The organism is Limnohabitans sp. Jir61, from assembly GCF_003063545.1.
Lineage (GTDB): Bacteria > Pseudomonadota > Gammaproteobacteria > Burkholderiales > Burkholderiaceae_C > Limnohabitans.
The window spans coordinates 177,086-201,309 of the sequence record NZ_NESD01000004.1 but is presented as its reverse complement, the minus strand read 5'-3'; the positions used below and the strand labels follow the sequence as shown (position 1 = coordinate 201,309).

Below are 24,224 nucleotides of genomic sequence, written 5' to 3'. Positions count from 1 at the left end.
TTACTTTTAGATGGCCCAGTTAAGCTTTTTCTGACCTGCGGAAAGTCTTGTTTCTTACTGCCTTAGTCAATGTTTATAGATTCTGGTGCAGGCTTCAATCCGGCTTCTGAAATGACTTTTGCAGCGCTTGGCGAGCCTAGAAAACCGATCAAAGATGCTGCTATCTCTGCTTGATGGGAGCTTGAAGTCACAGCTCCAGAAAAGCTAAATCATTGCGTTAAAGTCGGAATTGAACCATTGCGCGAATTGTTCGAGGTGCACCTGGGTAAAGATAATAATGTGCATACTGTTTGGGTGATTCACGCCAGTAGCGTTTGTCAGCGACGTTGTCTATACCCATTGTCCAAGTGGATGCCATATTGTTGAATTTAGTGTCGTAATGGGCAATGGCGTCAAGCGTCGTCCAAGCTGGAAGTTGAATGCTGCCATCCTCCGTAACGCGACGCTCGCCTTCATGTGACATACGAATACCTGTGCGCAGGCCAGGAACAGTGCTGTAGCGATATTCTGCTATTCCCCTGAGCACAAACTTAGGAACATTCAAAGGTGTTGATCCAACCGTTTCAGGGCTCTGCTGAACGCCTGAAATTTTGGCATTCATCCACTGCATTTGTGCACCAAGTTTCCATTGTGCAGCTTGCCATTTGGCGCCTAAGTCGAGACCTTGGTGAGTTTCTGTGCCATCTACGTATCGTGTGTTGAAGTTGCCCGCTAAATTGAAAATGTCATGTGTAAAGGGTCGGGATATTTCAAAAACTGCAACATTCCATTCGAGCTGATTAAGGGGCGGAATATTGCGTAAACCGACCTCGGTTTGGCGACTCCTACCAATACCGAGTTGGGCACCTGCAGTCGCCTCGTAACTAGCGTTATTTGGTGTTACAAACTGCTCAACACCGTGTCCGTGTGACGCATAAATCATCAGGCCATTCTGGCGTGTAGATGCGCCAATCCAAGGTACGTTAATGCTTCCACTGAAACTTTTGGGATTTGGATAACGGTTTGAGTAAGGCCAAGCGGCATTTGGGTCTGGGGCAGCGTTTTGAATGCTACTTCTGTCATAAGACACATGTCGCATGCCAGCCCAAAGGGAAGTTGCATCTGTCAAATGAACGCGGTCTTTTAAGCTGAGTTCAGTGGAATATTCGTTTCTGTTTGTATTAGGTGTGACGTATTTCGGCTCTGGCGAGACAGTGAATGGCGTAAAGACATTACCCTGACCGCTTGTGATCAAGTTATACGATTGTGTTGGTGGCATGCGATCAAGTTGTCTTTGGCGTGAAATACCAAACGTCAAATCATGGCGCATGCCGTTTAAAGTGCTTTGTCCGTTCAATTCGGTTTGAATGACGTCCATGAGTCGTCGTTCGTTTTCACTGCGGAAATCGTACAGGTCAAAACTACCATTCGTGGCATACCTGTCGCAAACGCCCGTTGTAAGTAAACAATCTGCACCTAAACCAAATACCAAACGATCATCTGTTTTCAATCGCTGAACACCATATTGTGAAGTCCACTGCCAACCTGCAGCCAGTTCTTGGCGTAGTCGAATAGATCCTGTCATTGCCTCGAAGATGGCCGGTTGACTCCAGGATTGACGTGTCAGGTTAATGCGTGGATCTACGGTTCCAGGAAGGTTGTAACTTGACTGATCACCGAGCAAGCTATATCCGTTGATACCCACTTGTTCACGATGTGACTGCTCGAATTCAATATCCAGTACGGTTCCAGGTTTTAAACGCCAATCGATAGCAAGTGCCACCAAATCTCTTTTACCGTTTGCGTTTTTAATGTACGGGTCTAAGTCTTCATGTGCCAGATTGAAACGATATCCAAACTCTGATATTTCACCAAAACGTCCACCTAAATCTGCCGCGATCAAGCGATTGTTGCCTTGGCTGATACCTGACGTGACATTGCGAATCTGTTGTTCAGCGCTTGTAGGAGCACGCTTGACCACATAGTTCACCAAGCCGCCTGGCGAGCTTGTGCCGGCCTGAATGCCGCTGGTGCCTTTAAGTAGCTCAATGCGCTCTTTGTTTTCCATGGGAATCATAGTTTCTGCGCTGATCGGCATACCTTCGCGACGGTAGTTGTAACGGTTGTCAAGTGAGAAGCCCCGCACGCTTAGCATGTCCCAGTAGGCAGGCGAGTTGTAACTGTCGCTAACAGATGCATCTAAATGCAAGGCATCGCTAGTGCGTTGCGCCCCTATATCTTGCAGAGTAGCACTGCTGAAGGTGGTGGTCGAAAAAGGCAGTTCTTGCGCAGGCACATCCCCAAAGCCGGACACGCGAGCAGGCAACTTGTCGGTGATGGTGATTTCAGTTGGGTTTTGTTGTGCCCAGGCGTTAGATGCGATGCAGATGGCCACAGCCGCAGAAATGCGAGTGGCTTTGAAAAATGGCGAATGGTTTGCCATGACGTTTCCTTCAACGTGATGGCAGGTCGGCTGACTTTGTAACGAGTGAATGCTCTTATGAGTGAAGAGCCTCGTAATAAGACCAAGCTTCCCTGCGCGAGGATTACCTCAAGTCCTTGCGGACTTTGAGACCCGCTTTAGGCGGGTCTCAACAGGTTCAAAGGGACTTTCTCAGTCGAAGTCGGTGACGGCTTCAACACCCCTAGCGAATGCGTTATTGCTAACGCGATGTGTATTTTATGCGAGTCCGAGCAGGCGATGCAGTTCAGTGGACGTTGTCGTGTATTGCAACAAGGTCTTTCGAGTGGGGTGCACGATGGCAGCCGCACCAAAGGCGGCGAGGGTGGCTTCGTGAAAGCCACACAAGATGAGTTTTTTCTTGCCTGGGTAGGTGTTGATGTCGCCCACGGCAAAGATGCCTGGCACATCGGTGGCAAAGGTTTCGGTGTTGACCACCAGTTGCTTGCGTTCTATCGCCAAGCCCCAGGTGGTGATGGGCCCGAGTTTGGGGGAGAGGCCCAAGAACGCCAACACATGCTGTGCTGTGCGCTCGATGGTTTGACCTTCGGGTGTAGCCACTTGCAAGGCGTGCAGCTGATGAGCCGTGCTTAGCAAAGCAGTGGGCTGCCCAATTTGCAGTTGCAACTTGCCACTTGCCACCGCATCACGCATGGCTTGCAACAGCATAGGCTCGGCGGTGAACACATCGCGGCGGTGCATCAGAGTCACGCTTTTCGGTGGCTGTGCTTCGAGTGTGAGTTTCAACGCGGTTGCGACGGCCGAATCTTCGCCACCCATCACCACCACATCTTGGCCCGCAAAACGCGAGGCATCGCCCAAGCGGTAATGCACATGCGTGCCTTCGAGTTCTGCTGCGCCTTCGACGGACAGTTTGCGCGCTTGAAATGCGCCCACACCCGCTGCAATGACCAGCACTTTGCAAACAAAGTGCAGGCCTGTGGAGGTGCGAACAGAGAGATGCCCATTGTCGAGTTGTTCGACTTCGGTCACTTCTTGGTTGAGATGAAACGTGGGTGCAAAGGGTTTGATTTGCGTTTGCAGCTGCGCCACCAATTCACGGCCCGTGCACACAGGGATGCCGGGAATGTCGTAAATGGGTTTGTCTGCGTACAGCTCAACGCATTGACCGCCGACGTGGGGCAGTGCGTCAATGATGTGGCTGCGAATGTCTTGTAGCCCAAGCTGGAAAGCTTGAAACAGGCCCACTGGGCCTGCGCCCACGATGACGGCGTCAGTATGAATCGTGGTTGCCGAAACCATATGTGCCGTTATGGGCTGTGTGCGCAGTGCTTAGCGCTTGAGTTCGGCGAGCTTGCCGGTTTTGTCTTTCCATGCATCCGCATCGGCCATAGGTGCTTTGCGCTTAGTGATGCTTGGCCAGCCGATGAGCGACAACTCAGCGTTGAGCTTGGTCATGTGCTCTTGGCCTTCTGGCACGTCTTCTTCTGCGTAGATGGCGTTCACAGGGCACTCGGGGATACACACCGCACAGTCGATGCACTCGTCTGGGTCGATGGTGAGGAAGTTAGGGCCTTCGCGGAAGCAGTCGACGGGACAAACGTCCACACAGTCGGTGTACTTACATTGGATACAGGCTTCGGTGACTACGTGCGTCATGTCAATTCAATCGATGGGTAAAAAAGAGGGGCAACAGCGCTCTGCCGTTGCCCAAGCCTTTGATTTTAAACGGGAATCAATTCAGGGCTTTGAGTCGGCTTAGTTCACCAACACTGCGCCCGAGGTTTTGTGCGTGGCCGTGTCCACCAACACCAGTGCGCCCAAGATGCGCGATTGGCTGAAAGGCAGTGTGACCAAAGGCTCTTGCAGGGCCAAAGTGACGTGGCCAATTGCGTTGGGAGCCAGCTCGGTGGCTTCTTCTTCGGCCAAAGTATTGACGTTCAGGCGGTGCACCACACGTTGCACTTTGGCTTTCACCCAACGGTGGCCATGCAATGCCCAGTACAGGCGGCCAGCCACCAAGGGTTCGTCGTCCATCCACGCGATGGTGGTGTTGAGCTGGCGTTGGCCTTCAGGGCTTCCTTCAGCAGCCAGCAACCAGTCGCCGCGTGAGACGTCCACTTCGCGGTCCAGCACGATGCCAGCGCTGTGGCCTGCGGCTTTGTTTTGTGGCTCGCGTGTGGCCGACAATACCTGCGAGACCACAGCCGTTTGGCCGCTAGGGAACACTTTGATGGTTTGGCCTGGCTCGATGCTGCCTGTGGCCACTCGGCCCCAGAACACGCGGCGGCCTTGGGTGGTCACGCCAGAGTCGTGGAATTTTTCCACCCATTGCACGGGGAAGCTGAACGCCACCTCGGTTTCGGCAGGCGTGTTGGGCAACTCTTCCAAAATGCTCAAAAGACTAGGGCCCGTATAGCCGCACCAGTCGGTTTGGTCATTGTTTTCGGTAGTCACCACGTTCCAGCCTTTGAGGGCGGACACAGGCACCATGGCCGTGATGGCGATGCCCGCTTCTTTGGCAAATTTGCGCAAAGCAGCTTCGATGTTTTTGTACGCCAGTGCAGGGTCTTCCACCGCATCGAGCTTGTTGATGGCAAACACGATGGAGGGCACGCGCAGCATGTTGACCAGCAACGAGTGGCGGCGGGTTTGTGGCAGTAATTCGAGTGCTGGATTTTTCCAGTCCAGCTTGATGGCATCGACCAACACCACAGCCGCATCAGCGCTAGAAGCAGCGGTCACCATGTTGCGGGTGTATTGCTCGTGGCCGGGCGCGTCACCAATGATGAACTTGCGTGCTTCGGTGTTGAAGTAGCGGTAAGCCACGTCAATCGTGATGCCTTGCTCGCGCTCGGCACTCAAGCCGTCAGTCAACAAAGCGAGGTCGGTTTCGCCCGAGCGTTGCACGCCGGCCAAGTGGTCTTGCAACACTGCTTTGGTGTCAACCAGCAAGCGGCCAATTAGCGTGCTCTTGCCGTCGTCGACGGAGCCGCAGGTGATGAACTTGAGTGCGTTTTGGTTAGTTGTATTTGTTGTCGTCATCAAATTCACCGTCTTAAAAATAGCCGTCTTTTTTGCGCTTCTCCATCGAAGCCTCAGATGTTTTGTCATCCATGCGTGTGGCACCGCGCTCGCTCACGTCTGCGGCCAACGTTTCGATGACGATTTGCTCAGGGGTGGCCGCATCGCTTTCAACGGGGCATGTGCAGGTGATGTCACCCACGGTGCGGAAACGCACGTCGCGAATCACTACCTTCTCACCGTCTTTGGGGGGTGTGAGTTCGGTCACAGGCACCAACAGACCACGGCGGTCCACCACTTCGCGTTTGTGCGTGTAGTAGATCGATGGCAGCGCGATGTTTTCGCGGGCGATGTATTGCCACACGTCAAGCTCGGTCCAGTTGGAGATGGGGAACACGCGAAAGTGTTCGCCGGGTTGCAACTTGTGGTTGAACAGGGTCCACAACTCAGGGCGTTGTGCTTTAGGCTGCCATTGGCCAAAGCTGTCGCGGTGGCTGAAGATGCGTTCTTTGGCGCGAGCTTTTTCTTCGTCACGGCGTGCGCCGCCAATGAGTGCGTCAAATCGGAATTCTTCGATCGCTTCGAGCAAGGTGACCGATTGGTGCACGTTGCGACTCTCACCGGGGTGAGCCAAACGCACCGTGCCTTTTTTCATCGAGTCTTCCACGCTACGCACGATCAACTCAGCACCGAGTTCTTTCGCGCGTGAGTCGCGGAAGTCGGTGACTTCCTTGAAGTTGTGGCCGGTGTCGATCATCAACAGTGGGTAGGGGATTCGGCCAGCTCCGAAAGCCTTCTCGGCGCACTTGAGCATGACGAGCGAATCTTTGCCGCCCGAGAACAACAGGGTGGGGCGCTCGAAGGCGGCGGCGACTTCGCGCAAGATGAAGATGGTTTCTTCTTCCAGAGCATCGAGGTGGGTGTTGCTTAAGTGGTGCAACTCGTTTTTGGTTGTAGCGTTCATAATTTTTTCTTCAATCAATTCGTCTTAGTTCCGGTTCACTTCGCTTTCAGCGAAATGAACCTGCACTGAAGCAGTGACTCGCGAGCTATCACTCGCCGTGCGGTTTGACATGCAAACCGCACTCTTTCAGGTCGCTGCTTTCCCACCACCAGCGACCCGCGCGGAACTCTTCGCCCAAGCTGATGGCGCGTGTGCAAGGGGCACAGCCCACGCTGGGAAAAAACTGGTCGTGCAGTGGGTTGTAGTCCACGTGGTTGGTGGCGATGTAGTGCCACACATCGCCCCAGGTCCACTTGGCCAAGGGGGTGAACTTGCTTAAGTTTTTGGTGGCCACTTCGCTGTCATCTTGCAACGGCACATCAGCGCGAGCAGTGGATTGCTCTTGGCGCAAACCGGTGATCCAAGCGCGTTGACCTTTGAGGGCGCGGGCGAGCGGTTCCATCTTGCGAATGCCGCAGCATGCTTTGCGCAGCTCGATGCTTTTGTACATCGCGTCTTGGCCTTCGGTGCGCACAAACTGGATGACCGATTCATGCGCAGGGCGATACACGTGGATGGGGGCGCGTGAGGTGGCCTCGGTGCGTTCGAGCAAAGCCAAAGTCTCGGTGTGCAGTGCGCCGGTTTCGAGCACGAACACAGGAATGTTGAGCTTCAAGCTGTTGATGAGGTGGGTGATCACCACGTCCTCAGCGCCAAGGCTAGAGGCTTGGGTGACAGGCGTGAAGTCTGCCGCTGCGCGTTGCAGCAAGGCTTGAGTTTCAGACAGCTTGGCTGCGAAGTCATCGCTGGCGCGGGCATTCAAGGTGGTGGCCTTGGATTGGCCGTTGGCAGATAGGAATGAACTGGTGCTCATGATGCTTGCCTGCTTAGCCCACGCGGGCAAATTTGGGTTCTGCGGTGACGGCATCGCCTTGGTAGAAAGCTTTGTAGTGCGTCAACAGTTTTTCGCCGTGTGCGGCGTCTTGGTCGTCACGCAGCACGGCACTTGAGAAACCACTGCGTTGCATCTGCAGCAGTTGGTCAATCAACACATCGCCGTGGGCGCGGATGTCGCCGCTAAAGCCACGGCGGCGCAGCACAAAAGCTTGGCTGAAAGCGCGGCCATCGGTGAACTTGGGGAAGTTCAGATCGATGCGCTCCAAGCCTTCGAGGTCGAGGGTTTGCACGTCCACGTCGTTGGCCAAAGCGCGTGCGTTGGTGCCGTCGGATGTGTGTTGGGTGATGATTTGCAGGCTCATGGTTCTTCTCGTATCGGGTTCTGGCTTAGGCAGCACGTGCGGTGGTGTTACGGGCCGAATTGGCCGCGGCTTTGAAGACATCAAAGCCCACGCGGTTCAGCGTGCGTGCAAAGGTCTCGTGGCCTTCGCGCTTGTCGCGGTAGGTGTCCAGCACGGCTTCCACCACGTCCACCACTTCGGCGGCTGCGAACGATGGGCCAACCACTTTGCCAGCTTTGGATGGACCGCTCAAGAATGAACCGTCCGAGCCACCGAGGGTGACTTGGTACCACTCTTGGCCGTCTTTATCCACGCCCAAGATGCCGATGTGGCCGCTGTGGTGGTGGCCGCAAGAGTTGATGCAACCGCTGATGTGTAAGTCAATCTCGCCCAAGTCAAACAACTCGTCGAGGTCTTGGTAACGCTCGGTGATAGCAGCAGCGATGGGCAACGAACGAGCATTGGCCAACGCGCAGTAGTCGCCGCCGGGGCAGGCGATCATGTCGGTTAACAAATGCACATTGGCACGGGCAAAGCCTGCGGCTTTGGCGGCTTGGTACAGCTCAGCCAATTGGTCAATGCGCACCCAAGGCAACACCAAGTTTTGGTCGTGGTTCACGCGCACTTCGCCTGAGCTGAATTTCTCGGCCAAGTCAGCGGCAATCGCCAGTTGGTCGGCAGTTGCATCGCCCGGGGCTTGGCCCAAACGTTTGAACGACAGGGTGACCACGCGCAGGCCAGGGTTCTGGTGGCTGGTCACGTTTTGTTGCAACCAACGGGTGAATTCTTTGTCGGCCTTGGCTTGTGCCAATAAGGCTTGTTCGGCTTTTTCTTGGGCTTCATCAGACACCACGTCTACAGGTGGCGACACAAAGCAGGCACTCACGCGGTCGAGTTCAGTTTGCGGGATGGTGTGGTGTGCACCGCTTTCCAAGATGCGGTCAAACTCTTCGTTGACTTCGTCAAAGTAGCGTTGGCCTTCGGCCTTGACCAAAATTTTGATACGCGCTTTGTAGATGTTGTCGCGACGACCCCAGTTGTTGTACACACGCACCACAGCTTCGAGGTAGTTGATGATGTGGTTCCATGGCAAGAACTCACGAATCACTTGGCCTGTCATGGGCGTTCTGCCCATGCCGCCGCCCACGTAAATCTTGAAGCCTACTTGGCCTTCGTCATCACGCAGCAAACGCAGGCCAATGTCGTGCCACTCGATGGCTGCGCGGTCTTCAGTTGCCCCAGTGATGGCGATTTTGAATTTGCGAGGCAGGTAAGCAAACTCGGGGTGCAAGGTGCTCCACTGGCGCAGCATTTCGGCGTAAGGGCGTGGGTCGACGTCTTCGTCCACCGCAATGCCGGCGCGTTCGTCGCTGGTGATGTTGCGAATGCAGTTGCCGCTGGTTTGAATGCCGTGCAGGTTGACGCTGGCCAACAAGTCCATCACGTCAGCACTTTTTTCAAGTGGAATCCAGTTGAACTGCACGTTTTGACGGGTGGTGAAGTGGCCGCAATTCGTCACAAGCTTGGGAGCATCAATTGGAACTGCAGCCGTGGCACTGATCTTGTCTTGGGTGGTTTGTGCCGTGGCGAGCACCTCAGGCTTGGGCGTGTCGTAGTCGCGCGCGATTTGTGACAAAACGCGCAGTTGTGCGCTATTCAATTCGCCGTAGGGCACAGCCACGCGCAACATAGGGGCGTAACGTTGGACATACCAGCCGTTTTGCAAACGCAAGGGGCGGAACTCGTCATCGCCCAATTTGCCAGCCAAATTGCGTTCGAGCTGATCGCGGTACTGAGCGGAACGGGCTTTGACGAATTCTGAATCGAAGGGAGTGTATTGGTACATCTAAATACTCAAGCTAAAAAATTAAGCAAAAACCAGTTTGCTGCCAGCCCATGCCAGCAACACAGAAAGAATGGAACGAATCACGCGCTCAGGCGTTTTGTGCATCAGGCGTGAACCGAGCCAAATACCGGGCAATGAGCCGGTCAACAACAAGCCCAGCAAGGACCAATCAACCGAGCCCAAAGAGGCGTGGCCCAAGCCCGCCACCATGGTCAGCGGCACGGCATACGCAATATCAGCTGCCACGATGCGTAACAAAGGCAGTTGGGGATACAGGATCATAAGCACCGTCACGCCAATGGCGCCTGCACCCACCGAGGTGAGGGTCACCAAGATACCAATGGCCGCCCCAAACAAGACAGGCAGTGACCAGTGGCGGGGCTGGGTGGCCTCAAACAGGTTTTCTTCGGCCAGCACCACCGGCGCTTGTTTGCCGCGAATAACCTTAAACAGCATGGCGCTGGCGGTCAGCAGTAGGGCAACGCCCAAGGTGAGCGTCATCACCTTTTGCACGGCAGCGTCAGACGGGCCAATGTTGTGCAACACCCAAAGTGTGGCCCCAGCCGCAGGGATGCTGCCAGCGCACAAGGAAATGACGACACGCCAAGGCACGATGCGTTGACGCGCAAAGCTGAACGTGCCGCCTGCCTTGGTGAAGGCGGCAAACAGCAAATCGGTGCCTACGGCCATGTAGGGCTTGACGCCAAAGAAGAAAATCAAAATGGGCGTCATCAGTGAGCCGCCACCGACCCCGGTCAAGCCGACGACCAAGCCCACAAAGAAACCCGCGAATACGAAACCAAAATCTTGCATGGCGTGGACTGTAGGTGTTCTTTATGCCAAAACAAACGATTTGTTTGTTCTACATATATGCCAAATTGGAATAAGGGTTTTTCTCAGGCCTGGGTCGTAAGCAAAGCGCAGGGGCGGGTCGGCTAAAGTGGTGTGGATAATGTTGGCTTTTGAGCCAGCGGTTAACCGCCGCAAAACTCAAGAAAACAGTATTTCTTTCACCCTATCCAAATAAAGAATGAGACCGAGCAATGGCTGCTGAAAAATCCCAAATCGTTTACACCCTGACTGACGAAGCCCCCTTGTTGGCAACAGCTTCGTTCCTGCCCATCATCCGTACATTTGCTGCTCCAGCTGGCATTGACGTGGTGTCTAGCGATATCTCTGTGGCTGCCCGTATCTTGGGTGAGTTCTCGGACATGTTGCCCGAAGCCCAACGTGTGACGCACAACCTGTCTGAATTGGGCAAACTGACTTTGAAGCCAGAAGCCAACATCATCAAGTTGCCAAACATCAGCGCCTCTGTGGGCCAGCTGACAGCCGCCATCAAAGAATTGCAAGCCAAAGGCTATGCATTGCCTGATTACCCAGAAGCCCCAACCACTGACGAAGACAAAGCCATCAAGGCTCGTTACGGCAAGTGCATCGGCAGCTCTGTGAACCCCGTTTTGCGCGAAGGTAACTCTGACCGCCGCGCCCCTCGCGCTGTGAAAGAGTTCGCTCGCAAGAATCCACACAGCATGGCTGAGTGGAGCCAAGCTTCTCGTTCACACGTGTCGCACATGCACCATGGCGACTTCTACCACGGCGAAAAATCCATCACCTTGGACAAAGCCCGTGACGTGAAGATGGAGCTCATCACCAAGAGCGGCAAAGCCGTGGTGTTGAAGCCAAAAGTCTCTTTGCTCGACCGTGAAGTCATCGACAGCATGTTCATGAGCAAGAAAGCCTTGGAAGAGTTCTACGCCAAGGAAATCGAAGACGCACACAAAACTGGCGTGATGTTCTCCTTGCACGTGAAAGCCACCATGATGAAGGTGTCTCACCCCATCGTGTTCGGCCACTGCGTCAAGATCTTCTACAAAGAAGCGTTCGAAAAACACGCCAAGACTTTCAAAGAACTCGGTGTGAACGTTAACAACGGCATGGCCGATCTGTACAGCAAGATCACAGCGTTGCCACAAAGCCAACAAGACGAAATCAAGCGTGACTTGCATGCTTGCCACGAGCACCGTCCAGAGTTGGCCATGGTTGACTCTGCCAAAGGCATCACCAACTTCCACTCACCTAACGATGTGATCGTCGATGCATCCATGCCCGCCATGATTCGCAACGGCGGCAAGATGTGGGGCGCTGATGGCCGCTTGAAAGACGTGAAGGCTGTGATGCCCGAATCGACTTTTGCCCGTATCTACCAAGAGATGATCAACTTCTGTAAGTGGCACGGCAACTTCGATCCCAAAACGATGGGCACTGTGCCTAACGTGGGTTTGATGGCTCAGCAAGCTGAAGAATACGGCTCACACGACAAAACTTTCGAAATCACCGAAGACGGCGTGGCCAACATCACCGACCTGGAGACAGGCGAAGTCTTGCTCAGCCAAGACGTGGAAGCTGGCGACATCTGGCGCATGTGCCAAGTGAAAGACGCCGCCATCCGCGATTGGGTGAAATTGGCTGTGACACGTGCCCGCAACTCTGGCATGCCCGTGGTGTTCTGGTTGGACTCTTACCGTCCACACGAAGCCCAATTGATCCGCAAAGTGAAGATGTACTTGCACGAGCACGACATCAATGGTTTGGACATCCAAATCATGAGCCAAGTGCGTGCGATGCGTTACACCCTCGAGCGCGTGGTGCGCGGTTTGGACACCATCAGCGCAACAGGCAACATCTTGCGCGACTACTTGACCGATTTGTTCCCGATCATGGAGTTGGGTACCTCGGCCAAGATGTTGTCTGTGGTGCCTTTGATGGCCGGTGGCGGCATGTACGAAACTGGCGCGGGCGGTTCTGCACCTAAGCACGTGCAACAGTTGGTGGAAGAAAACCACTTGCGTTGGGATTCACTGGGTGAGTTCTTGGCCTTGGCTGTGTCATTCGAAGACATGGGCTTGAAAAACAACAACGCCAAAGCGGTGGTGTTAGCTAAGACTTTGGATGCAGCGACCGGCAAATTGTTGGACACCAACAAAAACCCATCGCCCAAAACAGGTCAGCTCGACAACCGTGGCAGCCAGTTCTACTTGGCCATGTACTGGGCCCAAGAGTTGGCAGCGCAAACCGAAGACAAAGACTTGGCTGCCAAGTTCGCTCCTTTGGCTAAGAGTTTGACTGAGAACGAGAAGAAGATCGTGGACGAGCTCAATGCCGTTCAAGGCAAGCCAGTGGACATCGGCGGTTACTACCTGCCAGATGCCAAGAAGCTCGAAGCTGTGATGCGTCCAAGCGCCACGTTCAACGCAGCATTGGCTAGCGTCTAAGCCTTCCAGTCGCTTGACGACTCAGAGCCCTTCAAGCCGCAAGGCTTGGGGGGCTTTTTTATGGGCATGAAGTTGTGCACGATGTGTTTGTGCTTGCGTGGTAATCGCTTCGCGCTGTTCGGGTGAGAGCCGGTTGAGGTTCTTCAGTTGCATCAACATGCGCGGGTTTTTAGCCAGCATGTCGGCGTGTCGGCCTAGGTAATCCCAATACAGCGTCGTGAACGGGCAGGCGGTCTCGCCCGTGGATTCGGCAGGGTTGAAGCGGCAGCCTTTGCAATGGTTGCTCATGCGGTCGATGTATTTGCCACTGGCGACATAGGGCTTGCTGGCCATCAGGCCGCCATCGGCGAACTGGCTCATACCGAGCGTGTTGGGTAGCTCTACCCATTCCACCGCATCCGCATACACGCCCAAGTACCACTGGTGCACTTGTTTCGGCGCCACGCCCAGTAGCAAGGCGTAAAGGCCGGTCACCATCAAGCGTTGAATGTGGTGTGCATAGCCGTGTTGCAGGGTTTGCGTGATGGCATCGCGCAAGCAGGCCATGTCGGTGTTGCCGGTCCAGTAAAACTCGGGCAGCGGTTCGTGCGCTTGTTGGGCGTTACCCTCAGCGTACTCGGGCATGTGCGTCCAATAAATGCCACGCACGTATTCACGCCAACCCAAGATTTGCCGCACAAAACCTTCGACAGCTTCTAGTGGGGCATGGCCCTTGTGAAACGCTGCCTCGGCCGCAGCCAACACCTCGCGTGGGTTGATCAGCTTCAAGTTCAAAGCGCATGAAAGCTGCGAGTGATAGAGCCACACTTCGCCTTCCCACATCGCATCTTGGTAAAGCCCAAAGCTGGGCAAGCGGTGTGTGATGAATTCATCCAAGGCCACCAGCGCTTGTGCACGCGTGACGGGCCAACCAAACTGCGCGATCGATCCGGGGTGGTGAGCCAGCTTGTCGTTGACCAAACGCATCACGTCTTGGGTGATGGCATCGGGTGCGACGCGTGTGGGTGGGGGCAACATGCCGGGCCCTTGTTTGCCAAAGCTACCCCGGTTGTCAGCATCAAAGTTCCATTGGCCGCCTATGGGTTTTTTGCCTTCCATCAAGATGCCATTTTTCTGGCGCAGCTCTCGGTAGAAATACTCCAAACGCAACTGCTTGCGGTCTTTGGCATGATCTGCAAAGTCGCGCACAGTACTGAAAAAGTGCGTGTCGTCACGAATCTCTAGCGGAACATCATGTTGCTTGGCCACAGAGCGCAAACTTTGCAACACTCGCCAGTCCCCAGGTGCTGTCATGACAAGTTGTTGAGGTCGTATTTGAGCAATGGCTTTGCTCAGTTCACCAGCCAAAGTGCCTGTGTTGTTCGGGTCATCAAGTTGGCTGTAAATCAGCGGCCAACCGCGCGCTTTGAGTTGCTCAGCAAAGTGCCGCATGGCACTTAAGAAAACAGTGGTGCGTTGTTTCGATGATGGGATGTGTGTGGACTCTTCCGTTACCTCGGCCATCCATAGGGTATCGTGCTCGGCGTTGAAATCGCTCAGTCCTGTTGCATCATCGTTGAGTTGGTCGCCAAGGATGAGTATGAGGCGTTTGGGGGTGGGCATGGTTTTATGCCAGCCCAGCTTTGTTTTTGCGGCACGCATCTGAACAGTACAGGACCTGATCCCAATTCTTCGCCCAAGCTTTGCGCCACGTCATGTCCCGCCCACACGCTTTGCAGGGTTTGCTAGGCAGGCTCTGTTTGTTGCCTTTGAATGTTTTGGTGTTGCTCATGGTGCGCAAAGTTTGTGAAGACGTTTAAGCTCTGCGCGTGAACGACAAGGTGACATCGCCCAGATGCACACCCAGCTTGGTCATGCGAGCTTTGTTGAGCATCATGCGGTCATTCATCAGATACATCCAGTCATCCATCTGAACATTGAGGATGCTGCCGTCGACGGGCAGTGCGAGGGTGTATCGCCAGTTGAATGCATTGCCTTTGGTTTGACCTTCAGCCGTGCCCACCACATCGCCTGCAGTGCCCACATAGTTACCGTTACCTTTGTCAGTGAGTTTCCAGATGCGCTTTTCTTTAGTTCCGTCAGAGTAGACAAAGTCTTCGTCCAAGATGCCTTGGTCGTTTTGCCATTGGCATTTCATCTCCACAGTAAAACGCTTCACCACTTTGCCGTTGCGGTCAGTGAAGATGCCCCAAGCATCGACCACACCATTGAAGTAGGTGCGCAAGTCGAGCGCGGGTTTTTGGCCTGCATAGTCCTCAACGGTTGGACTGGCACAGCCACTCAAATTGGCAGCCATTGCCGTGCTGGCCATGCCGCTGAGTAAAAGCATTCGACGGTTCATCATGGTTGACCTTTGGTGTGTGTGAAGAGTTGTTGGGCCATGTAGACCAAGAAGGGCAGTGCAATCATCCAAACCAATGCGAGTGCTGCGGTGTGAATGAAGGAGCCGTCAAAGTAGGCGGCACCCAGTTGCGCACCAGCATAGTAGGTCAGCGGCCCAAACACCAGCCCAGCCAATGCTGAGAGCCACAAGGGTTTTGTTTGCAAGAAAGATAACGATGCATTCAAGGTCATCGCAAACAAGACCCAAAGCAACCAAAGCCAAAACGGGCTGAAGAAGGCCAGTGACCAGCCGTAAAAGTCAATGACAGATGCGGCTTGCAAAACGGTGTCAATGGCCACGCCTATTGCTAACGCCACGGCTGCAAGTTTGATTTCTTGCGATGGTTTTGGGGCGTATGCCGTATGCAGGCCAGCCAGCGTCAGTCCATAGAGCAGGGCCGGTATTTCCAGCCCATGTCCTAAGCCTGCGATGCAGGCCCACCAAGCGGTTTGAAATCCAAGGGCATTCAGAAAAAGACGCATATCTCATTCTAAAAACTCAGGGCAACCTTTGGACTTCGATGGTCATTGCGCTTATTTGTGCTCGTACCAGCCTTTGCTGCGGTTCACCACGTTCACCACGAGCAGCATCACCGGCACTTCAATGAGTACGCCCACGACTGTGGCCAGTGCAGCTCCCGACTCAAAGCCAAAGAGGCTGATGGCAGCAGCCACCGCCAGTTCAAAGAAGTTGGAAGCACCAATCAAGGCAGAAGGGCAGGCCACGCTGTGCGCCTCGCCCAACGCACGGTTGAGCAAGTAAGCCAAAGCAGAATTGAACAACACCTGAATCAGGATAGGCACGGCAAGCAGGGCAATGACCAAAGGCTGTTTCAAAATCGCTTCGCCTTGAAATGCGAACAACAACACCAGCGTGGCGAGCAACGCTGTGATTGACCAAGGGCCAATGCGTGCCATGACGGCTTCAAATTTAGCCTCGCCTTGAGCGAGCAAAGCTTTGCGAATCAACTGCGCCAACACCACGGGCACGATGATGTACAAAACCACCGAGGTGATGAGCGTGTCCCAAGGCACGATGATGGCCGAGAGGCAGAGTAAGAACGCCACCAGCGGCGCAAATGCCACCATCATGATGGCGTCATTCAACGCCACTTGCGAGAGCGTGAACAAAGGGTGGCCGTTGGTCAGGCGGCTCCACACAAACACCATCGCCGTGCAGGGCGCAGCAGCTAGCAAAATGAGGCCTGCGATGTAGCTGTCAATTTGCTCAGCAGGCAATAGCGGCGCAAACAAATAGCGAATAAAAAACCAGCCCAACAATGCCATCGAAAACGGCTTGACCAACCAGTTCACAAACAACGTGATGCCAATGCCTTTGATGTGCTGACGCACTTCGTGTAGCGCGCCAAAGTCCACTTTCACCAGCATGGGAATGATCATCACCCAAATCAGCAAGCCCACAGGCAAGTTGACTTGTGCGTATTCCATGCTGCCAATGGCTTGAAACAGTTCAGGCTGCCATTGGCCTAGCGCTATGCCCACGACGATGCACAGGCCTACCCACGCGGTCAGGTAGCGTTCAAAGAAGTTCATGCGTGGCTCCCGCTCAGCTCTTTGGCTGTGTGTTGCAACATGGTTTTTTGCAGCTTGTCTGCAGGCAAGTCCACCAACAGTTGCAAGCGCTTGTGAATCAGGTGCAAGGTCGCGCGAAAAGCTTCTAGTCGATCTTCATCACTGCCCTCTATCGCAGATGGGTCGGCATAGCCCCAATGCGCGGTGGCGGGCTGGCCTGGCCAATAGGGGCACACCTCGCCCGCCGCGTTGTCGCACACGGTGATGACCAAGTCCATGTGCGGTGCATCGGGCTTGGCAAACTCGTCCCAGCTTTTGCTGCTGAGGTACGAGGTGTCAATGCCAGCGGCTTTCAGCACTTGCAGTCCCAGTGGGTTGGGTTGTTGGTTTTCGCGCGGGCTGCTGCCAGCAGAGAAAGCTTTGAAGCGTGTGCCGCTCGCGCCTGAAGCCATGTGGTTGAGCAAAGCTTCAGACAAGATGCTGCGCGCTGAATTGTGTGTGCACAAAAAGAGAACGTTGAGTGTGGTCATGTGAAGTCTCGTGAGGTCAATGAATCAGCAGCAAGCTTTTACGGTTTCTGGCACCACTGCGCACGATTGGCCTTGGCAGCAGTCTTGGGTCAGGTAGGTGAGCAAATCGTTCATGCGAGCGAACTCGGCTCGGTAAATCAAGTTGCGGCCACTGGCCTCGGCGCTCACCAAACCAGCGTGGCTGAGTGCTTTGAGGTGAAACGACAAAGCGCTGGGCGCAATTTGCAACAAGGCGGCGAGGGTACTGGGGGTCAAACCCTCGGCACCGGCCACCACCAAGGCGCGGAAGGCACGTAAGCGTTGGCTTTGTGCCAGCGCGGCTAAGGCTTCGACGACTTGCGATTCAGAGTGGTTGTTTTGGCTCATATTTCAATGATACTTGAATCGTTGAAATAAAACTGTCATATGTGTCACAGTACCGTCACAATGGCTAGATAAAGTCACATCTGTTCTAACCAATTGAAGGAATCTCATGAACACGAAGCGCACTTTCATCAAATCTGTGGCCGCTGCTGCTATGGCAACTTTGGCGATGGGTTCTGCATTCGCGGCTGACATCACAGGTGCCGGCGCGACATTCCCTTTCCCTATGTACGCCAAGTGGGCTGAGGGCTACAAAGCTGCCACCGGCAATGGCTTGAATTACCAATCCATCGGTTCATCTGGTGGTATTCGTCAAATTAAGGCCAAGACCGTGACGTTCGGTGCCACTGACGCGCCTCTGTCTGGTGAAGATCTCGAAAAAGAAGGCTTGGTCCAGTTTCCCGCCATCATCGGCGGCACAGTGCCTGTGGTGAACTTGGAAGGCTTCAAGCCAGGCGAATTGCGCATCACTGGCCCCGTGTTGGCCGACATGTTCTTGGGCAAGATCACCAAGTGGAACGACGCCAAAATCGCCGCTTTGAACCCAGGCAAAAAATTGCCTGAGCAAGAAATCACCATCGTTCACCGCGCTGATGGTTCTGGCACCACCTTTAACTTCACCGACTACCTCACTGCTGTGAGCAAGGACTGGTCTGACAAAGTGGGCAAGGGCGCTGCTGTCAAGTGGCCCGCTGCTTCTTCTGTGGGTGGCAAGGGCAACGAAGGTGTTGCTGCCAACGTGAACCGCGTCAAAGGCGCATTGGGTTACGTGGAATACGCCTACGTTAAAAAGAACAACATGACTTACATGCAGTTGCAAAACGCCGATGGCAAGTATGTGGCACCTGATGATTTGACATTTGCTGCTGCAGCCGCAGGCGCTGATTGGATGAGCGTTCCAGGTATGGGCGTATCCATGGTCAATGCCAAAGGTGCTACCAGCTGGCCCATCAGCACGGCTTCATTCATCTTGATGTACAAGCAACCCACAGACAAAGCGGCAGCAGCTGAAGCCATCAAGTTCTTTGACTGGGCTTTCTTGAATGGCAAAAAGATGGCGCAAGACCTCGACTACGTGGCCTTGCCTGATGCATTGACCACACAAATCCGCGCCAAAGTGTGGACACAAATTCAAAAGTAATTTGAATGAATCAAAAATTCCGTCGGCCCTATGTAGCGTGCCGACGGATTTTTAGTTTTAAAAAGCAAGGTGTTCCAATGAGTTTAGGGTCTGTCATGAGCACAACCAATCTATCGCAGCATGAAACCAGCCAAGTCGTCAGCAACGACATGGTGGCCATTGCCAAGAAGCAGCGCGTGCAAGACTTCTTTTTCCACCGCATCACACAAGCGTTTTCTTTGTTGGTGTTGGTGGCCTTGTTGGGCATCATTCTTTCGTTGTTTGTGAATGCATGGCCAACGTTCCAACGCTTTGGCTTTAACTTTTTGTGGCACATCGAGTGGGACATCATCAACGAAGACTTTGGCGCTGCCATTGCCATCGTGGGTACCGTGTCGAGTGCCAGCATTGCTTTGCTAATCGCCGTGCCACTGGCCTTTGGCGTGGCTGTGTTTTTGACCGAGACCTGTCCTGTGTGGCTGCGTCGCCCGCTGGGCACAGCCATTGAATTGTTGGCTGCTGTGCCATCCATCATTTATGGCATGTTTGGTTTGTTTGTTTTCGCGCCTTTGTTTGCCGACTACGTTCAAATGCCCTTGCAACAAGTGTTAGGCGGCATGCCTTTGGTAGGTTTCTTGTTTGGTGGCGCGACCAATGGCATGGGCATTTTGGCGGCAGGTGTTGTGCTGGCTTTCATGGTGCTGCCATTTGTGGCAGCGGTGATGCGTGATGTGTTTGAAATCACGCCTGCCATCTTGCGTGAGTCTGCGTATGGTTTGGGTTGCACCACATGGGAAGTGGTGCGCCAAGTGGTGTTGCCCTACACACAAAAAGGTGTGATCGGCGGCATCATGCTGGGTCTAGGTCGCGCCTTGGGTGAAACCATGGCGGTGACCTTTGTGATTGGCAATGCCAACCGCATGCCCACCTCGTTGTTCTCACCCGGCACCTCTATTGCGTCAGTGCTAGCCAATGAATTTGGCGAGGCCGAGGCCTTGCATTTCTCCACCTTGTTTGCTCTGGGCTTCTTGCTGTTCGTCATCACCTTTGTGGTGTTGGCCTTGGCTAAGAACATGATTCAGCGCGCCGAAAAAGCCAAAGGCAACTAAGAGGTTATCTATGGAAATGAACCAACAGCTCTACACCAAGCGTCGCATCACCAGCATGCTGGGTTTGGCGTTCTCTATGTCTGCCATGGCCATCGGCTTGGCCGTGTTGCTCTGGATTTTGTATGTCTTGTTCTCCAATGGTTTGTCTGCCTTGGATGCCAACTTGCTCACCCACGACACGCCTGCACCAGGCACCGAAGGCGGTGGCTTGCGCAATGCGATCGTGGGCAGCTTGATGATTGTGGGCTTGACCGTGTTGGTGTCTACCCCCGTGGGCATCTTGGCCGGTATCTACCTCACCGAATACGGTGATGAAAGCAAAACTGCCGAGCTCACACGCTTTGTAACAGACATCATGTTGTCCGCACCTTCGATCGTGCTGGGCTTGTTTGTGTATGCCATCGCAGTGGCCACGGTGGGTAACTTCTCTGGCTACGCGGGTAGCTTGGCTTTGTCACTCATTGCCGTGCCCGTGATCATGCGAACCACCGAAAACATGTTGCGCTTGGTGCCTGGCAGCTTGCGCGAAGCAGCTTTTGCCCTTGGCGCCCCACGTTGGAAGGTGTCTACCTTCATCACCTTGCGTGCGGCCAAGAGTGGTGTGATGACGGGTTTGTTGTTGGCAGTGGCCCGTATCAGTGGTGAGACCGCACCTTTGCTCTTCACCGCCTTGAACAACCAGTTCTTCAGCACCAACATGGGCGCGCCCATGGCCAATTTGCCTGTCGTGATCTTCCAATTTGCCATGAGCCCCTATGAAAACTGGGTGCGTCTGGCTTGGGCTGGTGCACTCTTGATTACTTTGACCGTGCTCGCGCTCAACATCTTGGCTCGTGTGTTCTTCCGCGATAAAGCCGGCTCCTAATTTCACAGTGGAATTCAAAAATGTCTGAAACAACACCAGCAACAAAAAACGCCTTGGAAGTTCGTGACCTGAACTTCTTCTACGGCAAGTTCCAAGGCCTGCGTAACGTCACCATGGACATTGCCGAGCGCAAGGTCACTGCGTTCATCGGACCATCGGGTTGTGGCAAGTCCACCTTGTTGCGCACCTTGAACCGCATGTACAGCTTGTATCCAGGCCAGCGTGCAGAGGGCGAAATCAACTTCTACGGCCAAAACATTTTGGATCCCAAGCAAGACTTGAACTTGCTGCGCGCCCGCATCGGCATGGTGTTTCAAAAGCCCACCCCGTTCCCCATGACGATTTACGACAACATCGCTTTTGGCGTTCGCCTGTATGAAGACCTCAGCCGCACCGAGATGGATGAGCGGGTGGAGTGGGCCTTGACCAAGGCAGCGTTGTGGACCGAAGTCAAAGACAAACTCGGCCAAAACGGCTTGTCACTCTCCGGTGGTCAGCAGCAACGTTTGTGCATTGCACGCAGCGTGGCAGTGAAGCCCTCTGTGTTGCTGTTGGATGAACCCACCTCAGCGTTGGACCCTATCTCTACAGGCAAGGTGGAAGAGTTGGTGCACGAGCTCAAGGCCGACTACACCATCGCCATCGTGACCCACAACATGCAACAAGCTGCACGTTGTAGCGACTACACCGCTTACATGTATTTGGGCGAATTGGTGGAGTTTGGCGAAACAGAGCAAATCTTCTTCAAGCCCAAGCAAACCGCCACAGAAGACTACATCACAGGCCGTTTCGGCTAATAGGAGAACACCATGCCAGATAAACACCTGTCCTCACAGTTTGATTCCGATCTCAACAACATCTCCTCACACGTGATGGAGTTGGGCGGTTTGGTCGAATCACAAATTCGCCAAGCAGTCTATGCCTTGTCTCAGTTCAGCCCAGAAGCCGCTGACGATGTGCTCGTCACGGAAAACAAAGTCAACTCCTTTGAAGTTGAAATTGACCGCGAAATCGCCTCCGTCATTGGTCGTCGCCAACCGACAGCACGTGACTTGCGCTTGCTCATGGCCATGTCCAAAACCACAGCCAACTTGGAGCGTGTGGGTGACGAGGCTGCCAAGATTGCCCGCATGGTCAAGTCCATCATCGAAAGCTCAGCACCACGCTCATTGCCTTCGGGAGATTTGCGTGTGTCGGCTGAAATGGCCTCAGGTTTGTTGCGCAAAGCGCTTGATTCATTTGCGCGTTTGGATGTACCCATGGCTGTGACCATTTTGCGTGAAGACGATGCGATTGACAAAGAGTTCGACGGTTTTGTGCGCAAGCTCATCACATACATGATGGAAGACCCACGCACCATCTCGGCCAGCTTGGATTTGTTGTTTGTGGCCAAAGCCATCGAGCGCATTGGTGATCATTCCAAAAACATTGCTGAGTTTGTCATCTACATCGTCAAGGGTGAAGACGTACGTCACACCCCCTTGGCGGATGTTGAGTCATCCATGGGCTAATTGAAGGTATTTCAAAAATGAAAGTTGCACGCGTCTTGGTGGTTGAAGATGAGTCGGCGATTGCTGAACTCATTGCGATCAATTTGCGACACAACGGCATGCTGCCCTTGCTGGCATCCGATGGCGTTGCAGCTCAAAAGCACATCGACGAAGTGCTACCTGATGTGATCTTGTTGGATTGGATGTTGCCTGGTCAAAGTGGCATTGAGTTGGCACGTCGTTGGCGTGCGGATCCACGTACCAAGACCACGCCGATTCTCATGCTCACCGCTCGCGGCGACGAGCCAGACAAAATTGCTGGCTTGGATGCGGGTGCGGATGACTACATCACCAAACCTTTCTCCACGCAAGAGTTGTTAGCCCGTATTCGCGCAGTGCTGCGCCGCCGTGCGCCTGAGCAAGCCAGTGATGTGGTCACCATCGGTGCTTTGAAGCTGGATGGCTCAACACACCGTGTGAGCTTCAACGACCAAGGCATCAAATTGGGCCCCACAGAATTCAAGCTGCTCAACTATTTGATGCACCACGCCGAACGCGTGCACAGCCGTAGCCAGTTGCTTGACCGTGTATGGGGTGACCATGTGTTCATTGAAGAGCGCACGGTGGATGTGCATGTCAAACGCCTGCGCGAGGCCTTGGGCGATGCGGGAAGCATGGTAGAAACTGTTCGTGGCGTAGGATACAGAATCACCCACCAGTCCTAAATCACGTAAGGTTCATGTGATTAGTCGATTTCTTTCTTTTTTCTCTCTGCTAGCGTTTGGCGCCGCGATTGGTTTTTCGTGGGCCGTGATCAGCGACAGGCAACCTCCATCGCTTTACTTGTTGAGTGGTGCGCTATTGGCAGGCTTGGCTTGGGCCTTAGTCGATGCTTGGCGGGGTTACCGTGTGCGCTCATGGTTGCGCCACGGTGATTTAGGTTTGGCACCTCACATGTCGGGTTGGTGGGGCATTGTTTTAGATCGTGCACGCAAGCTTTTGCGTGAGCGTGAGCGGACCATTGCAGCCAGTGAGCAGCGCTTGAAAGATTTTTTGTTGGCCATTCAAACCTCACCCAATGGTGTGGTGATGTTAGATGCGCGATCGCAAATCGAATGGTGTAACAAAACTGCTGCATCGCATTTAGGTATTCATCCAGAACGAGATGTGATGCAACGTGTCGGTAATTTGTTGCGTGATCCTGTATTTACGGAATACATGGCAGTGGAGCAGCCGATTGAGCCTGTGGTGATTGCAGGCCACAAAAACCGCATTGAACGACCTGTTCGTATTTCGTTGCAGCGCCATCGCTATGGTGAGGGTAAGCAACTTTTGCTCACGCGTGACGTCACATTGATTGAGCAAGCAGAAGCCATGCGCCGTGATTTTGTGGCCAATGTTTCCCATGAAATACGTACGCCATTGACGGTCATGTCCGGTTTTGTGGAGACTCTGCAAACTCTCGATTTGAATGAAGAAGAAAAAAAACGCTATTTAGGCCTGATGGCTGTGCAAGCTGAACGTATGCAAGGCTTGGTTGAAGACTTATTAACGTTGTCTCGTTTAGAGGGAAGTCCTATCCCTAGCGTTTTGAGTACGTTGCCGTTGAAGCAATTGATTGACTCTTGCGAACAAGAGGCAAAAGGTTTGTCAAACACCATCACACATGGCGTGAATCCTCATGCCATTCAATTCAAGGTAGAGCCCACACTTAGCGCGGCAACTTTGATGGGTGAATCGCGAGAATTGCAAAGTGCCTTGTCAAACTTGGTGAGCAACGCAGTTCGTTACACGCCTGGGGGTGGAAGTATTAACGTATCGGTTGATCAAGGTATCGATGGCAGCTTATTGATCGATGTGCGAGATACGGGGGCAGGCATAGCCGCAGAACACTTGCCACGTTTGACTGAACGTTTTTATCGGGTCGACAGAAGTCGCTCGCGTGAGTCTGGTGGTACGGGTCTTGGTCTAGCCATTGTTAAACATGTGATGCAACGTCATGGTGGAAGCCTCTCCATTACCAGTGAGCTGGGTCATGGCTCGTGCTTTAGATTGATTTTCCCAGCCAATCGTTGGCACGCCAACCACTAACTCTGCACGGGTAC

At 53.8% G+C, this 24,224-nt stretch carries 24 protein-coding genes; 8 read left to right on the top strand and 16 right to left on the bottom strand.

Annotation, left to right across the window (positions count from 1 at the left end; translation table 11 throughout):
* Positions 1–217: 217 nt before the first annotated feature.
* From B9Z35_RS12300 to B9Z35_RS12260, 9 genes are all read right to left on the bottom strand, one after another.
* The gene (locus B9Z35_RS12300; RefSeq protein WP_108283997.1) at positions 218–2,422 is read right to left on the bottom strand and encodes a TonB-dependent siderophore receptor; all 2,205 of its coding nucleotides are present in this window, start codon (positions 2,420–2,422) and stop codon (positions 218–220) included.
* A 237-nt stretch (positions 2,423–2,659) separates the two neighbouring features.
* On the bottom strand, positions 2,660–3,703 hold the full coding sequence (locus B9Z35_RS12295; protein ID WP_108283996.1) for an NAD(P)/FAD-dependent oxidoreductase: 1,044 nt from the start codon (positions 3,701–3,703) through the stop codon (positions 2,660–2,662).
* A gap of 30 nt (positions 3,704–3,733) precedes the next feature.
* Positions 3,734–4,060, bottom strand: a complete 327-nt coding sequence (gene fdxA, locus B9Z35_RS12290) for a ferredoxin FdxA (RefSeq protein ID WP_108283995.1) — start codon at positions 4,058–4,060, stop codon at positions 3,734–3,736.
* Between the two features lie 99 nt (positions 4,061–4,159).
* A complete protein-coding gene (locus B9Z35_RS12285) occupies positions 4,160–5,446 on the bottom strand; it encodes a sulfate adenylyltransferase subunit 1 (protein ID WP_108283994.1) in 1,287 nt (428 codons plus the stop codon).
* Between the two features lie 13 nt (positions 5,447–5,459).
* The gene (cysD, locus tag B9Z35_RS12280) at positions 5,460–6,389 is read right to left on the bottom strand and encodes a sulfate adenylyltransferase subunit CysD (protein ID WP_108284083.1); all 930 of its coding nucleotides are present in this window, start codon (positions 6,387–6,389) and stop codon (positions 5,460–5,462) included.
* 88 nt (positions 6,390–6,477) lie between these two features.
* Positions 6,478–7,242: a phosphoadenylyl-sulfate reductase gene (locus B9Z35_RS12275; RefSeq protein ID WP_108283993.1), complete on the bottom strand. Its 765-nt coding sequence runs from the start codon at positions 7,240–7,242 to the stop codon at positions 6,478–6,480.
* A 13-nt stretch (positions 7,243–7,255) separates the two neighbouring features.
* Positions 7,256–7,627, bottom strand: a complete 372-nt coding sequence (locus B9Z35_RS12270; protein ID WP_108283992.1) for a DUF934 domain-containing protein — start codon at positions 7,625–7,627, stop codon at positions 7,256–7,258.
* 25 nt (positions 7,628–7,652) lie between these two features.
* On the bottom strand, positions 7,653–9,452 hold the full coding sequence (locus B9Z35_RS12265) for a nitrite/sulfite reductase (RefSeq protein ID WP_108283991.1): 1,800 nt from the start codon (positions 9,450–9,452) through the stop codon (positions 7,653–7,655).
* 21 nt (positions 9,453–9,473) lie between these two features.
* Positions 9,474–10,265 carry a sulfite exporter TauE/SafE family protein gene (locus B9Z35_RS12260; protein WP_108283990.1) on the bottom strand — a complete coding sequence of 264 codons (792 nt, stop codon included), beginning with the start codon at positions 10,263–10,265 and terminating at the stop codon, positions 9,474–9,476.
* 230 nt (positions 10,266–10,495) lie between these two features.
* On the opposite strand from B9Z35_RS12260, the gene B9Z35_RS12255 reads away from it, so the two are divergent.
* Entirely contained in the window at positions 10,496–12,727 is a 2,232-nt protein-coding gene (locus B9Z35_RS12255; protein ID WP_108283989.1) for an NADP-dependent isocitrate dehydrogenase, read from the top strand.
* Between the two features lie 21 nt (positions 12,728–12,748).
* On the opposite strand, the gene B9Z35_RS12250 is transcribed toward B9Z35_RS12255, so the two are convergent.
* Genes B9Z35_RS12250 through B9Z35_RS12220 form a run of 7 tightly spaced genes read right to left on the bottom strand, consistent with a single transcriptional unit; the run spans position 12,749 to position 17,538 of the window.
* A complete protein-coding gene (locus tag B9Z35_RS12250) occupies positions 12,749–14,368 on the bottom strand; it encodes a cryptochrome/photolyase family protein (RefSeq protein ID WP_233246575.1) in 1,620 nt (539 codons plus the stop codon).
* Positions 14,334–14,498, bottom strand: coding sequence for a DUF2256 domain-containing protein (locus tag B9Z35_RS12245; RefSeq protein ID WP_108283988.1), 165 nt, complete (start codon positions 14,496–14,498; stop codon positions 14,334–14,336). Before B9Z35_RS12245 ends, B9Z35_RS12250 begins: the two co-directional genes overlap by 35 nt.
* A 24-nt stretch (positions 14,499–14,522) precedes the next feature.
* A complete protein-coding gene (locus B9Z35_RS12240; protein ID WP_108284081.1) occupies positions 14,523–15,068 on the bottom strand; it encodes a DUF3833 domain-containing protein in 546 nt (181 codons plus the stop codon).
* On the bottom strand, positions 15,068–15,592 hold the full coding sequence (locus B9Z35_RS12235; protein ID WP_108283987.1) for a DUF2878 domain-containing protein: 525 nt from the start codon (positions 15,590–15,592) through the stop codon (positions 15,068–15,070). Before B9Z35_RS12235 ends, B9Z35_RS12240 begins: the two co-directional genes overlap by 1 nt.
* Before the next feature lie 51 nt (positions 15,593–15,643).
* Positions 15,644–16,663: an ACR3 family arsenite efflux transporter gene (gene arsB, locus B9Z35_RS12230; protein WP_108283986.1), complete on the bottom strand. Its 1,020-nt coding sequence runs from the start codon at positions 16,661–16,663 to the stop codon at positions 15,644–15,646.
* Positions 16,660–17,172, bottom strand: coding sequence for an arsenate reductase ArsC (locus B9Z35_RS12225; protein ID WP_108283985.1), 513 nt, complete (start codon positions 17,170–17,172; stop codon positions 16,660–16,662). Before B9Z35_RS12225 ends, arsB begins: the two co-directional genes overlap by 4 nt.
* A gap of 24 nt (positions 17,173–17,196) precedes the next feature.
* Positions 17,197–17,538 (bottom strand): helix-turn-helix transcriptional regulator, encoded by a 342-nt coding sequence (locus B9Z35_RS12220; RefSeq protein ID WP_108283984.1) that lies wholly within the window; start codon positions 17,536–17,538, stop codon positions 17,197–17,199.
* Between the two features lie 106 nt (positions 17,539–17,644).
* Here B9Z35_RS12220 and pstS point away from each other — a divergent pair, with 106 nt between their 5' ends.
* The 7 genes from pstS to phoR all read left to right on the top strand — a co-directional run bounded on the left by pstS (position 17,645) and on the right by phoR (position 24,210).
* Positions 17,645–18,676, top strand: coding sequence for a phosphate ABC transporter substrate-binding protein PstS (gene pstS / locus B9Z35_RS12215; protein WP_108283983.1), 1,032 nt, complete (start codon positions 17,645–17,647; stop codon positions 18,674–18,676).
* A gap of 95 nt (positions 18,677–18,771) precedes the next feature.
* Positions 18,772–19,764, top strand: coding sequence for a phosphate ABC transporter permease subunit PstC (pstC, locus tag B9Z35_RS12210; protein WP_199219824.1), 993 nt, complete (start codon positions 18,772–18,774; stop codon positions 19,762–19,764).
* Between the two features lie 10 nt (positions 19,765–19,774).
* Positions 19,775–20,629, top strand: a complete 855-nt coding sequence (gene pstA / locus B9Z35_RS12205) for a phosphate ABC transporter permease PstA (protein ID WP_108283981.1) — start codon at positions 19,775–19,777, stop codon at positions 20,627–20,629.
* Between the two features lie 20 nt (positions 20,630–20,649).
* Positions 20,650–21,426 (top strand): phosphate ABC transporter ATP-binding protein PstB, encoded by a 777-nt coding sequence (gene pstB / locus B9Z35_RS12200; RefSeq protein ID WP_108283980.1) that lies wholly within the window; start codon positions 20,650–20,652, stop codon positions 21,424–21,426.
* Between the two features lie 12 nt (positions 21,427–21,438).
* Entirely contained in the window at positions 21,439–22,140 is a 702-nt protein-coding gene (phoU, locus tag B9Z35_RS12195) for a phosphate signaling complex protein PhoU (protein WP_108283979.1), read from the top strand.
* Positions 22,141–22,157: 17 nt separating this feature from the next.
* Entirely contained in the window at positions 22,158–22,844 is a 687-nt protein-coding gene (gene phoB / locus B9Z35_RS12190) for a phosphate regulon transcriptional regulator PhoB (RefSeq protein WP_108283978.1), read from the top strand.
* Between the two features lie 85 nt (positions 22,845–22,929).
* Complete coding sequence (phoR, locus tag B9Z35_RS12185) at positions 22,930–24,210, top strand: phosphate regulon sensor histidine kinase PhoR (protein WP_233246574.1); 1,281 nt, start codon at positions 22,930–22,932, stop codon at positions 24,208–24,210.
* Positions 24,211–24,224: the final 14 nt, after the last annotated feature.

What these genes read in the sequence shown, in the direction of transcription:
- pstC (WP_199219824.1), top strand. Translation starts at nt 18,772, where the DNA reads ATGAGCACAACCAATCTATCGCAGCATGAAACCAGCCAAGTCGTCAGC.
- B9Z35_RS12270 (WP_108283992.1), bottom strand. Translation starts at nt 7,627, where the DNA reads ATGAGCCTGCAAATCATCACCCAACACACATCCGACGGCACCAACGCA.
- B9Z35_RS12300 (WP_108283997.1), bottom strand. Translation starts at nt 2,422, where the DNA reads ATGGCAAACCATTCGCCATTTTTCAAAGCCACTCGCATTTCTGCGGCT.
- B9Z35_RS12260 (WP_108283990.1), bottom strand. Translation starts at nt 10,265, where the DNA reads ATGCAAGATTTTGGTTTCGTATTCGCGGGTTTCTTTGTGGGCTTGGTC.
- fdxA (WP_108283995.1), bottom strand. Translation starts at nt 4,060, where the DNA reads ATGACGCACGTAGTCACCGAAGCCTGTATCCAATGTAAGTACACCGAC.
- B9Z35_RS12235 (WP_108283987.1), bottom strand. Translation starts at nt 15,592, where the DNA reads ATGCGTCTTTTTCTGAATGCCCTTGGATTTCAAACCGCTTGGTGGGCC.
- B9Z35_RS12265 (WP_108283991.1), bottom strand. Translation starts at nt 9,452, where the DNA reads ATGTACCAATACACTCCCTTCGATTCAGAATTCGTCAAAGCCCGTTCC.
- phoB (WP_108283978.1), top strand. Translation starts at nt 22,158, where the DNA reads ATGAAAGTTGCACGCGTCTTGGTGGTTGAAGATGAGTCGGCGATTGCT.
- arsB (WP_108283986.1), bottom strand. Translation starts at nt 16,663, where the DNA reads ATGAACTTCTTTGAACGCTACCTGACCGCGTGGGTAGGCCTGTGCATC.
- B9Z35_RS12225 (WP_108283985.1), bottom strand. Translation starts at nt 17,172, where the DNA reads ATGACCACACTCAACGTTCTCTTTTTGTGCACACACAATTCAGCGCGC.
- B9Z35_RS12285 (WP_108283994.1), bottom strand. Translation starts at nt 5,446, where the DNA reads ATGACGACAACAAATACAACTAACCAAAACGCACTCAAGTTCATCACC.
- B9Z35_RS12250 (WP_233246575.1), bottom strand. Translation starts at nt 14,368, where the DNA reads ATGCGTGCCGCAAAAACAAAGCTGGGCTGGCATAAAACCATGCCCACC.
- B9Z35_RS12255 (WP_108283989.1), top strand. Translation starts at nt 10,496, where the DNA reads ATGGCTGCTGAAAAATCCCAAATCGTTTACACCCTGACTGACGAAGCC.
- phoU (WP_108283979.1), top strand. Translation starts at nt 21,439, where the DNA reads ATGCCAGATAAACACCTGTCCTCACAGTTTGATTCCGATCTCAACAAC.
- cysD (WP_108284083.1), bottom strand. Translation starts at nt 6,389, where the DNA reads ATGAACGCTACAACCAAAAACGAGTTGCACCACTTAAGCAACACCCAC.
- B9Z35_RS12245 (WP_108283988.1), bottom strand. Translation starts at nt 14,498, where the DNA reads ATGAGCAACACCAAAACATTCAAAGGCAACAAACAGAGCCTGCCTAGC.
- B9Z35_RS12220 (WP_108283984.1), bottom strand. Translation starts at nt 17,538, where the DNA reads ATGAGCCAAAACAACCACTCTGAATCGCAAGTCGTCGAAGCCTTAGCC.
- pstB (WP_108283980.1), top strand. Translation starts at nt 20,650, where the DNA reads ATGTCTGAAACAACACCAGCAACAAAAAACGCCTTGGAAGTTCGTGAC.
- B9Z35_RS12295 (WP_108283996.1), bottom strand. Translation starts at nt 3,703, where the DNA reads ATGGTTTCGGCAACCACGATTCATACTGACGCCGTCATCGTGGGCGCA.
- B9Z35_RS12275 (WP_108283993.1), bottom strand. Translation starts at nt 7,242, where the DNA reads ATGAGCACCAGTTCATTCCTATCTGCCAACGGCCAATCCAAGGCCACC.
- pstS (WP_108283983.1), top strand. Translation starts at nt 17,645, where the DNA reads ATGAACACGAAGCGCACTTTCATCAAATCTGTGGCCGCTGCTGCTATG.
- pstA (WP_108283981.1), top strand. Translation starts at nt 19,775, where the DNA reads ATGGAAATGAACCAACAGCTCTACACCAAGCGTCGCATCACCAGCATG.
- B9Z35_RS12240 (WP_108284081.1), bottom strand. Translation starts at nt 15,068, where the DNA reads ATGAACCGTCGAATGCTTTTACTCAGCGGCATGGCCAGCACGGCAATG.